Here is a 10,122-nt window from a genome sequence, read left to right as displayed (position 1 = left end):
GAATATTTAGCTGACAGTATAAGCTGTCGCTCCGGATCAGCGGTGGGCGCGACGGTGTACGGCGGCGAACGGGTCCCGAGACCGGCGGCGAACGGACGCGCTTTTATCTTCCACGGCCGTGTTGTCGGTATGAACTGTCGGCGGTGTGGGACCCCGTTAGAGAAGCCGGGGGACTACTGTTTGACCTGTAACACCGCCAACGCCGACGCGGTCGTCGCCGAGTTCGACGCCGACCGCGCGCACCTGACGATGTTGGACGAGGACGCCGTCGTCGGCGAGACGACGATCACCACGCGCCCGGAGGACACCGAGCGCCTGACGGAGGTCCAACTGCGGAACTTCGCGGGGCGCGTCGCCGACGAGATCCGACGCAAGCGACCGGAGACCGTCTACGCCGCCGGCGAGCGCGAGCCGCTCCGCGAGACGCGCGCGCAGCTCCACCACGAGTTCTACCGGGTGCCCGACGGCGGCGCCGGCGGGAGCGACCGAGACGGGACAACGTCGAGCGACCCCGCAGACGACGGCGGGAAGCCGGACGTGAGCCCCCTCGTAGAGTGGGTGCTCGACCGTCGCGGCGACCGGTCGCTGGCGGTGGTCGAGACCCCGCCGCGCGAGAAGATCGGCGGGTCGCACTCGACGCTCATCGGCGACCGCAAGGGGCGGAAGGCCGTCCAGACCGTCGCGGAACACCCGCACGTGAAGAAGATCGTTCCCGGTCCCATCGACGCCGGCGGGACGGGGTCGCGGACCGGCCTCCGCGCGAAGGCGACGCGCGCGGGGACCAACGGCAACGTCCGGCTACTCCTGCGGGACGGCTCCAGCGTCCAGGAGAACCGGATCGTCACCACGGCGATGGACCGCGAGACCGGCGAGCGCGTCCGCGAGGACCTCAACGAGGCGCTCCGGGACGCGGAGCTCCAAGACGTGTAGCTTCCGGCCCCGCCCGCCGTGTGCGGATCTGGCGTCCGATGTCCGTATCTCGGTCGCAGCGCCCGGAAGCGGCCACTACCGACCGCGTCGCTGTCGCGGGGTTTTTCACGAGACCGGTCGTTGCGAGCGGTGTGAGTACCCTCGTCACGCTCGGCGCGGGCGTCGTCTTCGGGCTGGCGCTCGCGGCGCCGCCCGGTCCGATGAACGCGGTGATCGCCGAGGAGGCCGTCCTCCGCGGTCGCTTCGCCGGCTTCCGGGCCGGCCTCGGCGCGGCGACCGCCGACGCGATCTTCTTCGTCCTCGCGTACGTCGGCGTCGTCGCGGTCGTGGAGTCGTTCCCGCTGTTACAGGGCGTCATGGTCGCGGTCGGCGGCGTCCTTATGCTGTACTTCGCCGTCGGCGCGGCCCAAGGCGCGCGGGCGTCGTTCCGTCCGACCTCCGGCGAGGAGCCGATCGCGGCCGAGGGGAAGGGGTTCCGCAAGGCGCTGGTGCTCGCCCTGACGAACCCGTACCAGGTGCTGTTCTGGCTGACGATCGGCGTCGGCCTGCTTCAGCCGGGCGAACTCGACGTGTTGTCCCGGCTCCCGGTGGTCGGAGCCGACCTCGCCGGGACGCTCGTGGTCGCCACCGGCTCGCCCGCGCTCATCGGCGGGTTCTTCCTCGGCGTGCTGGTCTGGGTCCTCGGCTTCCCCACGGGACTCGTCGCCGCGGAGCGCAGGATCGAGGCGTTCGCCCCGATCGTCGCCGTCGCGTCGGCGTTCGTGCTCGCCGGCTTCGGCGTCTACTTCCTCTACGACGCGGCGACGACGCTGGCCGCGCTTGGGGCGTAACCGGGGCGGCCGTCGCCCGTCGGCCGCTCCGCGGCGGTCGCGCCCGCCGTACATGGACAACGGCTTTGACCCGTCGGCGCGACCGTCCCGTATGTTCGAGAAGACGACGTGGATCAAGCTCCCGCGGAACGTCCTCGTGGGACACGACGTCCTCGACGACCTCGGGGAGGCGGTCGGCGAACTCTATCTCACCGGGCGGCCGCTGATCGTGACGAGCCCGACGCCGAACGAGATCGCCGGCGACCGCGTCAGAGCCCAGTTCGACGACCCCGCGACCGCGGTCGTGGAGAACGCCTCCTTCGCGGCCGTCGAGGACCTGAAGGAGACCGCGGAGGCGGTCGACCCGGGCTACCTCATCGCGCTCGGCGGCGGCAAGCCGATCGACATCGCGAAGATGGCAGCCGACCACCTCGACGTCGGCTTCGTCTCCGTCCCGACGGTCGCCTCCCACGACGGTATCGTCTCGGGGCGCTCGTCGATCCCAGAGGGCGACACGCGTCACTCGGTCGCCGCCGACCCGCCGCTCGCCGTCGTGGCGGACACGACGCTGCTCGCGGACGCCCCGTGGCGGCTCACCACCGCGGGTTGTGCGGACATCATCTCCAACTACACCGCGGTGAAGGACTGGCGGCTCGCCCGCCGCCTGCGGAACGTCGAGTACAGCGAGTACGCGGGCGCGCTCTCGGAGATGACCGCGGAGCTGCTCGTCGAGAACGCCGACATGATCCGGCCGGGCCTAGAGGAGTCGGCGTGGGTCGTGGTGAAGGCGCTCGTCTCCTCCGGGGTCGCGATGTCGATCGCCGGCTCCTCGCGGCCCGCCTCGGGCGCGGAACACCTCATCTCCCACCAGCTCGACCGCATCGCGCCGGGGAAGGCGCTCCACGGCCACCAGGTCGGCGTGGCGTCGATCATGACGGAGTTCCTCCACAGCGGCGAGAACGGGCGGTGGGCGGCGATCCGCGACGCGCTCGCCGAGCTCGACGCCCCGACGACCGCGGGCGAGCTGGGGATCGACGACGCGGAGCTCATCGCCGCGCTCACGAGCGCCCACGAGATCCGCGACCGCTACACCATCCTCCAAGGCGGGATCAACGAGGAGGCGGCGATAGGGGTCGCGACCGCGACCGGCGTCATCGAGGAGTGATCCCGGTTCGGCGCGCGGCGAGCGACGCCGCCGGACGGCCCCGCGTCGCCCCCGAAGAACGGCCCCGCGTCACTCCCGCGGAACAGCCCCGCGTCGTCCCCGATCTCCGGCTCTCGATTCCGACCTCGAAAGGCCAATAACGCTCCCGGGAGTACACCTGATATGTCCACCGCCAGCGTTCGCGACCGGGCCAAAGAGCGGGCCACCGCGATAACCGTCCTCCTCACCGTCGTCGGCTACGGCGCCGTGGGGGGCGTGTTCCTCGTTCCGGAGTTCCAAGCGCTGTTCCCGACGCTCACGCAGGAAACGGTCAATCTGCTCGCGCACGCCATCGCGGCCGTCAACACGGTCACCGTGATCTCCCTCTCGCTCGGCTGGTACTGGATCCGGAACGACGAGGTGAAAAAGCACGCGGCGGCGATGACGACGTCGTTCGTCCTCATCCTCCTGTTCCTCGGGATGTACCTCCCGAAGGTCGCCGGGGGCGGCACCAAGGAGTTCGTCCTCGACTCGTCGTACGCGTGGGTCCCGCTGTGGGACTGGGTGTACCCCGCGTACCTGATCATGCTCGCGATCCACATCATTCTCTCCGTGGTCTCGGTCCCCGTCGTCCTCTACGCGATCGTCCTCGGGCTCACCCACACCGAACAGGAGCTCCGGACGGAGACGCCACACCGGCGCGTCGGTCGGATCGCCGCGAGCGCGTGGATCCTCTCGCTCGCGCTCGGGGTCGTCACCTACCTCCTCTTGAACCACCTGTACGACTCGACGTTCGCGGCCGCCGAGGCCGCGACGGTCCTCCTGCCGGCCGTCCCGGTCTAACTCCTCCCCCTCGGCCCCGGCGTCTCGCCGGGGGATCCCGGCCGCCCCCGCCGCCACCGAAACGCTTGACCGGCGGCCGCGACACCCACACCCATGACCGACTGGATCGGCGAGACGTTCACGAGCGACGCGGGCTGGAACCACCTCCTCGACCTCGTCGACGTTGGCGACCGCATGGCCGGCTCGGCGGGCGAGCGCGAGGCGCTTGAGCTGACCCGCGACGCGTTCGCCGCGGCCGGCGCGCGGAACGCCGCGGTCGAGGAGTTCGAGATACAGGGCTGGGAGCGCGGCGACAGCGCGGTCCGCGAGGCCGCGACGGACGAGCCGGTCGCCGTCGGCCCGAACGCCTGTATCGCGCTACCGCGCAGCCCGAGCGCCGAGGTGACCGGGGAGTTCGTCGACCTCGGTCACGGCGTTCCAGCGGACTTCGAGGCCGACCTCGAGGGGAAGGTCGTGATGGTGTCGTCGGACACCCCCGACGCCGTCGACCGATTCATCCATCGCCGGGAGAAGTACTACCGCGCGGTCGACGCCGGCGCCGCCGCCTTCGTCTTCGCCAACCACGTCGAGGGGACCCTCCCGCCGACCGGGAGTGTCGGGACCGCGGAGGCGCCCGTGGGGGCGATCCCGGCGGTCGGCGTCTCGAAAGAGGCCGGCGCCCGGCTGGCGCGGCGACGCGAGGGCGACGACCTGACCGTCGCGGTCGACTGCGAGACGCCGACGGCGACGAGCGGCAACGCGGTCGCCGAACTCGGCCCCGACACCGACGAACACCTGCTCGTCTCCTCGCACGTCGACGCCCACGACATCGCGGAGGGCGCGATGGACAACGGGGCGGGGACGGCGACGATCGTCGAGGTCGCGCGGGCGCTCGCTGCGCGCGAGGGCGAGCTCGACGTGCGGGTCCGGTTCGCCGCGTTCGGCGCCGAGGAGGTCGGGCTCGTCGGCTCGTCCGTGGCCGCCGAGGCGGCCGACAGGGAGGCGGTCCGCGCGGTCGTCAACGTCGACAGCAACGTGTTCGGTCGGACGCTGCGGCTCGACCACCACGACTTCGACGCGCTGGCGGCGGCCGCCGACCGTGTGAGCGACCGCTTCGACCACCCGATCGCGACGGGGAGCGAGCTGGTCCCCCACAGCGACCACTGGCCGTTCGTGAAGCGGGGGATCCCCGGGTACATGGTCTCGGGCGAGACCGAGGGGCGCGGCCGCGGCTGGGGCCACACCCACGCCGACACGCTGGATAAGCTGGAGTCGCGAAACCTCCGCGAGCAGGCGATCCTCCTGACCGAGCTGGTCGTCGAGCTCGCCGAGGCGGACGCGTCGGTTCCCCGCCGCGACACCGACGAGATCGCGGCGGCGCTCGAAGCCGAGGGGAAGGCGACGGGGATGAAGCTCACCGGCGACTGGCCGTTCTGACGCGAGGCGAGCGAGAAAGCGGCGGTCCGCGGTTCGTCAGGCGACGACGAACTGGTTCCAGATCCCTTCGACGAGGAAGAACAGCGCGAAGTACGACGACCACACCAACACGACGAGCGAGGCGGCGATCGAGCTCTTCGGCGCCTCGATCGTCATGTCGTTCCGGGCCTCGACGTTGCGGGCCTCCAGCTCGAAGAAGTCGGCGACGAACATCGCGAGGACGAGCACGGAGAGGATCGTCCCTCTCACCGGCGAACCGAGGATGTAGACGAACGAGAGGAGGACGAGCCCGACGTTAGTGAACACGTGCGGCGTGTACGCCTCCACGCTGTCCGCCTCCTGTCCCTGTTCGACGTGCCGCCTGTGCGCGAGGTGCCGCGTGGCGAGGTTCGCGACTGTCATCACGAAGATCGCGTACGGCAGCGCCGGCCCGACGGCCGACAGCCAGCCGAGGGGAACGAGGAACTGCAGTGGGTCCATACCCACCACTTCCGTTCACGACGTATTAGAGTGTTTCCGATCGGCGCGCCCGCGGGGAGGGGCGGCGTCGCTGCGATCGGAACGAGCCGTCCGTCGTTGCGATCGGAACGAGCCGTCGCCGCCACCGGGGGAGGGATCACCCCCGCTCCGCCGTCGGAGCGAGGAGATCGACCGTCGTCGCGGCCTCGATCCTGACCGCGCGATGTGGCTCGACAGTCCCCCAGCGGTCCCCGTCGACGACCAGCGCGACCGACTCCTCCTCGCGCTCGACGGTGACCCCGAGGCGGCCGCTCGCGACCCACGTGTCGGGAGCGGTCGTGAACGGCGAGACGGGGACGACCGCGAGGCCCGCCCCGGGCGATACCAGCGGCCCGCCGGCCGCCGCCGCATACCCCTCACTCCCGAGCGGCGTCGCGACCACGGCGCCGTCCGCGCGCACCGACGCCGACTCGCCGTCGGAGAACGCGATCTCGTACTCGGATATCCGGGCCGGCGCCGCCGTCACGAACGCGACGTCGGCGGCCGCGAACCGGCGGCGACTATCCGGCCGTTCGACCGCGACGACCGGATGAGCGACGCGGGAGAACGCGTCGAACTCGGGAGCCGGCCCGTCGACGACGAGGTCGGTCACGAGACTCGGGTCGACCGCGTGACGGCCCGTTCCGACCGGGAGGACCGGGTGGCCGCGCGTGTCCGTACTCGCGGCCGCGCGCATCGCTTCGCGGAGCGCGGCCTCGCCGACGGCGACGACCACGTCTGCCTCGGCGCGGTCGACGAGCGGGGCGCCCGCGTCGGTCGCCGCCGATCGGATCGCCGCCGCCGGGTCGCCCTCGCCGAGAACCGCGAAGGGGCGCGTCGGCTCACTCATGGCCGTGGGTGGGACGAGCGGCGGTGAAAATCCCTCGGTTCGCCGGCGGTCGCCGTCGCGTCGCCGGTGAACGGCGCGAGGAAGAGCGGAGAAACGAGACGAGCGTTTCGCGTTCAGTTCGCGGCGGCGTCTTCGTCGCCGCCGTTGAGAGCGTCGCGGAGCTGGCGGCTGGCCGGGATGAGCACCCAGAACGTCGCCGCACCGAGCACCATCAGCCAGAAGAACATGTCGCCCGCGAACACGCCGATCTCGCCGTACGCCGTGTTCACGCCCTCCGCCGGGTTCACGAGCTGCGACACCTGGTAGTACGACGGCGTCCGGTACCAGCCGCCGAAGGTGATCCAGCCGAGACCGCCGATCGCGAACAGGGCGAAGCCCTTCATGAACTCGTCTGCCATTATCTCATGTTTCGCTGGGGTCGTCTTGAGACTTTCCCATCCCCTGTCCGCGGAACCGGGTCCCGAGCACGTACACGGCGGTTCCGAGGATAATGAATCCCACGCCCGTGATCGCCAGTATCGCCACCAGCACGTCTTCCGGGGGCAGGAGTCCGGCGTTGTCGAGCAGATAGACGATGGTCGTCCGGACGAAGCTGATCTGGAGCGTCGCGGCGTCGATGAGGGTGAACCCGACGAAGTAGGTGACGACCGCGGCGAGCGTCGAGAAGACGGTGACGGCCTTGTACAGCCGGAACGGGACGACGATCTCTCGGCCGCTCGGGCCCTCCCGCGGGCCCGTCGGCTCGGTGCGGGGCTCGGCGTCGTCGTCGGCCGCGATCGGATCGCCGGTCTCGTCGAACGCCTGCGAGGAGTCGCCGTCTGTTGAGGATGACATGGGTGATACGGAGCGTCTGAACGGCTGGACCGGACCGCGACCGCGCGTCGGTCACGGGGGCGAAGCGGGCGGGGCTCGACCGGTTACTTCGGCGGGCGGAGCATGAAGTACCGGCGGTTGAGGTCGTACATGTACCCCTCGCGCATCGTCTTCAACACCGCGTAGGTGATGATGCCGGCGACGACGGGGAGCATGAACACGAGCGAGAACAGCAGCTCGAGCGGGACGGGGAAGAAGTTCTGGATGGCGAGCACCGCCAGCGTGATCGCCAGCACGACGCCGGTCATCCCGAGCGCCGCCCAGCCCGGCTCCTCGACGGGACGCCGCGCGTTCCCCTTGTTGAGGAAGGGGACGAGCGTGATGACGCCGAAGATGGCGCCGTGGGCCACGAGCCCGTACAGCTCGTTGGACATGACGATGTTGCCGCCCAACACCGCGAGTTCGGGGTTGATCGGGCTGAGTTTCAGCAGTCCGAACGACCAGTAGAGGTACCAGTCGGGCAGGATGATCGCCGGCGTCGATCCGGGGTTCGCCGGGTCCCCGAAGTGCCCCGGAAGGATCGACGCCACGAGCAGCATGATCCCGAGGAAGAACGACGTGATAGCGAGGTTCCGGATCGTCTCGTGGGGCCACGTCGGGAAGCCGAGCACGTCGCGCTCGACGTACGTGGACTCCGCGCGGAGGTCCTCGTCCTCGCGGCGGGACCGCTCGAAGTACTGGTAGGTGAGCTGTGCGAGCCCCTGGCTGCGCTCCTTGCGCTCCGACCAGGTCGGCGTCTCGTCGTCCGGCGGGACGGTCGCCGGGGGGCCGCCGTCGGTCCGCGCCTCGTCGTCGGTGCCTCCGTCCGTCATGGGAGTGGTGTCGTCGGTCATTGGATTAGTGCGGTTCCGCGATGCCCTGCACCCAGACGATGCCCACGTGGACCGCGATGAGCGCGGTGACCACGAACGGCAGCACGAACACGTGCAGGATGTACATTCTCACGAGCGTCGCCTGTCCGAGGGTGAAGCCGCCGAACAGCAACTGGGCCGCCCACTCGCCCACGATCGGGGTCGCGAGCGCCAGTTCGACGCCGATCTGCGCCGCCCAGAAGGACAGCTGCTTCCACGGGAGGACGTACCCGGAGAAGCCGAACAGCAGCGTCAGGGCGATGAGCACGACGCCGAGGATCCAGTTGACCTCGCGCGGCTCCTTGTACGCGCCGGTGAAGTAGACGCGCAGCATGTGGAGGAACACCGCCGCCACCATGAACTGCGCCGCCCAGCGGTGGATCGCCCGGAGCATGAACCCGAACTGGACGTCCGTCATGATCATCACCATCGAGTCGTACGCCGCCGTCGGGTCGCCCTGCGCCGCCGCACCGGCGGTCGACGGTGCGTAATAGAACCCGAGCAGCGCGCCGGAGACCGCCGCGAGCAGGTATGCGATGATAGAGAGGGACCCGAGCGAGTACAGCGGGTACCAGTACCAGAACTTGTTGTCGAGGTCGTACTGCTCGGTGTGGCTCTTCGGCATCTGGAGGTTCGCGCGGTAGTACATCGTCTCCAGCAGTTCGAGGTAGTCGACGATGCGAAGCCGCTTGTCCAGCCAGATGAGCGTGGTCAGGAACGCCGTCTCGATGGCTGTGAGATCCTGACTCTTGAGCCACGCGTTGTGGTCCATGTCGTCTTGTTTTTTCAGACTCATTGTCGAATCACTTCTTGTAGTACGGGTACACAGCCCGTTTCAGCGTGTCCGCCAGCCCGCCGGTGTCGATGCTTTTGCCGTCCTTGTCCTCCTCGCGGACGTACAGGTCCTCCCACTTGCGACGGCGTTTCTTCACGATCATCACGTCCGGAAGGAACTCTTTCCGGTACAGGAGTAGGATGAACGCGAGATCAATAAAGATGAGGGCGAGAAGCGCCCCGACGAACATGTTGCCGGCCTCCGTCGACGCCCACGCGGACATCAGCCCGTAGGTGAAAAGCGCGACGAACACGACCTCGATGACGGTGAGGAGGACGATCGCGATCGCGGCCGCGGTGCTCTCACGGGCCGGTTCGTACCGGTGAATGTCGCCGTACGAGGAGTTGCCGGAGCTCATCTCGCACCCCCGTGACCCGTGTGGGCGGACTCGCCGTACTTGAGCATGTAGAACGTGAACACGAACGTCAGCCCGATGCCGAGGATCGCGGAGATGCCGACCCAGTGGGCGTGGAGCGGAACGCCGACCTTGGCGATGTCCTCGGGCCACCCGGTGTTCGCGCCGCCGCCGACCTCGACGGTCGCGACGTCCTCGCCGACGGCGATGCCGCCGTGCATGCCGACCGCGGTGTGGGGCACGCAGTGGTAGTGGGTGATCCCGGCGTCCTCGCTCGACGTCTCGTACTCGTAGGTGTACCCCTCCTCGCCGACGGGGTCACCGCTGTCGAAGCTGGCCGGGCCGCCGCCATCGACCGCCTGGACGTTGTGGTCGCCGCCGTTGCCCGTCCACTCCCAGGTGATCGTCGTTCCCTCGTCGACCCACACGAGGGTCGGGTCGAACGCGAGGCCGTTGCTGCCGGCCCCGACCGAGATGGTCACCGAGTCCTGGCCGCGGGCGTCGGTGTACGAGCCCACGTTTCCGCTGGCCGCCCCGCTCGGCCAATCGGGCTGTACCTCCTGTGCAGCCGCCGTTCCGGTCGCCCCGGCGGAGGCCGCGACGGCGGCGGTCGCGCCGCCGGCCGTCCGCACGAAGTCCCGCCTTTTCATACAGTTTCACTCAGGACGGGGTGCGCTTAAACCCACCGACTGATACCGCCGACGCGGAGGTGTCTGTA

The 10,122-nt window shown here is 69.7% G+C and carries 13 protein-coding genes; 5 read left to right on the top strand and 8 right to left on the bottom strand.

Features of this window, described 5'->3' with window-relative positions; translation table 11 throughout:
* The first annotated feature begins 129 nt into the window (after positions 1-129).
* From Z052_RS05865 to Z052_RS05845, 5 genes are all read left to right on the top strand, one after another.
* Entirely contained in the window at positions 130-930 is an 801-nt protein-coding gene (locus tag Z052_RS05865) for a DUF2103 domain-containing protein (RefSeq protein ID WP_089307916.1), read from the top strand.
* 131 nt (positions 931-1,061) lie between these two features.
* A complete protein-coding gene (locus Z052_RS05860; RefSeq protein WP_049931285.1) occupies positions 1,062-1,760 on the top strand; it encodes a LysE family translocator in 699 nt (232 codons plus the stop codon).
* 91 nt (positions 1,761-1,851) lie between these two features.
* The gene (locus Z052_RS05855; RefSeq protein WP_049931286.1) at positions 1,852-2,904 is read left to right on the top strand and encodes an NAD(P)-dependent glycerol-1-phosphate dehydrogenase; all 1,053 of its coding nucleotides are present in this window, start codon (positions 1,852-1,854) and stop codon (positions 2,902-2,904) included.
* Between the two features lie 162 nt (positions 2,905-3,066).
* Complete coding sequence (locus Z052_RS05850) at positions 3,067-3,726, top strand: DUF420 domain-containing protein (protein WP_049931287.1); 660 nt, start codon at positions 3,067-3,069, stop codon at positions 3,724-3,726.
* A gap of 93 nt (positions 3,727-3,819) precedes the next feature.
* A complete protein-coding gene (locus Z052_RS05845) occupies positions 3,820-5,142 on the top strand; it encodes a M28 family peptidase (protein ID WP_086215853.1) in 1,323 nt (440 codons plus the stop codon).
* A gap of 36 nt (positions 5,143-5,178) precedes the next feature.
* On the opposite strand, the gene Z052_RS05840 is transcribed toward Z052_RS05845, so the two are convergent.
* The 8 genes from Z052_RS05840 to Z052_RS05805 form a co-directional block, all read right to left on the bottom strand.
* Positions 5,179-5,622 (bottom strand): hypothetical protein, encoded by a 444-nt coding sequence (locus Z052_RS05840; RefSeq protein ID WP_049931289.1) that lies wholly within the window; start codon positions 5,620-5,622, stop codon positions 5,179-5,181.
* Positions 5,623-5,758: 136 nt separating this feature from the next.
* The gene (locus tag Z052_RS05835; protein ID WP_094520021.1) at positions 5,759-6,490 is read right to left on the bottom strand and encodes an NAD(+)/NADH kinase; all 732 of its coding nucleotides are present in this window, start codon (positions 6,488-6,490) and stop codon (positions 5,759-5,761) included.
* 113 nt (positions 6,491-6,603) lie between these two features.
* A complete protein-coding gene (locus Z052_RS05830; protein ID WP_049931291.1) occupies positions 6,604-6,888 on the bottom strand; it encodes a hypothetical protein in 285 nt (94 codons plus the stop codon).
* 4 nt (positions 6,889-6,892) lie between these two features.
* Positions 6,893-7,324, bottom strand: a complete 432-nt coding sequence (locus tag Z052_RS05825) for a hypothetical protein (protein ID WP_049931292.1) — start codon at positions 7,322-7,324, stop codon at positions 6,893-6,895.
* A gap of 83 nt (positions 7,325-7,407) precedes the next feature.
* Entirely contained in the window at positions 7,408-8,196 is a 789-nt protein-coding gene (locus Z052_RS05820) for a cytochrome b (RefSeq protein WP_049931294.1), read from the bottom strand.
* Between the two features lie 4 nt (positions 8,197-8,200).
* Positions 8,201-9,010 carry a cytochrome bc complex cytochrome b subunit gene (locus tag Z052_RS05815; protein WP_049931295.1) on the bottom strand — a complete coding sequence of 270 codons (810 nt, stop codon included), beginning with the start codon at positions 9,008-9,010 and terminating at the stop codon, positions 8,201-8,203.
* 7 nt (positions 9,011-9,017) lie between these two features.
* Complete coding sequence (locus Z052_RS05810; protein ID WP_049931296.1) at positions 9,018-9,407, bottom strand: hypothetical protein; 390 nt, start codon at positions 9,405-9,407, stop codon at positions 9,018-9,020.
* A complete protein-coding gene (locus Z052_RS05805; protein WP_049931297.1) occupies positions 9,404-10,054 on the bottom strand; it encodes a halocyanin domain-containing protein in 651 nt (216 codons plus the stop codon). The genes Z052_RS05810 and Z052_RS05805 overlap by 4 nt, the downstream gene beginning before the upstream one ends.
* Between the last annotated feature and the right edge of the window lie 68 nt (positions 10,055-10,122).

The sequence above is a fragment of the Halorubrum sp. C191 genome, assembly GCF_002727095.1.
Classification (GTDB): Archaea; Halobacteriota; Halobacteria; order Halobacteriales; family Haloferacaceae; genus Halorubrum; species Halorubrum ezzemoulense.
This window is presented reverse-complemented; position numbering and strand designations above follow the sequence as displayed.

Excerpts from the sequence above, each read along its gene's own strand:
- Z052_RS05865 (WP_089307916.1), top strand. The coding sequence starts at position 130 with ATGAACTGTCGGCGGTGTGGGACCCCGTTAGAGAAGCCGGGGGACTAC.
- Z052_RS05855 (WP_049931286.1), top strand. The coding sequence starts at position 1,852 with ATGTTCGAGAAGACGACGTGGATCAAGCTCCCGCGGAACGTCCTCGTG.
- Z052_RS05850 (WP_049931287.1), top strand. The coding sequence starts at position 3,067 with ATGTCCACCGCCAGCGTTCGCGACCGGGCCAAAGAGCGGGCCACCGCG.
- Z052_RS05845 (WP_086215853.1), top strand. The coding sequence starts at position 3,820 with ATGACCGACTGGATCGGCGAGACGTTCACGAGCGACGCGGGCTGGAAC.
- Z052_RS05840 (WP_049931289.1), bottom strand. The coding sequence starts at position 5,622 with ATGGACCCACTGCAGTTCCTCGTTCCCCTCGGCTGGCTGTCGGCCGTC.
- Z052_RS05835 (WP_094520021.1), bottom strand. The coding sequence starts at position 6,490 with ATGAGTGAGCCGACGCGCCCCTTCGCGGTTCTCGGCGAGGGCGACCCG.
- Z052_RS05830 (WP_049931291.1), bottom strand. The coding sequence starts at position 6,888 with ATGGCAGACGAGTTCATGAAGGGCTTCGCCCTGTTCGCGATCGGCGGT.
- Z052_RS05825 (WP_049931292.1), bottom strand. The coding sequence starts at position 7,324 with ATGTCATCCTCAACAGACGGCGACTCCTCGCAGGCGTTCGACGAGACC.
- Z052_RS05820 (WP_049931294.1), bottom strand. The coding sequence starts at position 8,196 with ATGACCGACGACACCACTCCCATGACGGACGGAGGCACCGACGACGAG.
- Z052_RS05815 (WP_049931295.1), bottom strand. The coding sequence starts at position 9,010 with ATGAGTCTGAAAAAACAAGACGACATGGACCACAACGCGTGGCTCAAG.
- Z052_RS05810 (WP_049931296.1), bottom strand. The coding sequence starts at position 9,407 with ATGAGCTCCGGCAACTCCTCGTACGGCGACATTCACCGGTACGAACCG.
- Z052_RS05805 (WP_049931297.1), bottom strand. The coding sequence starts at position 10,054 with ATGAAAAGGCGGGACTTCGTGCGGACGGCCGGCGGCGCGACCGCCGCC.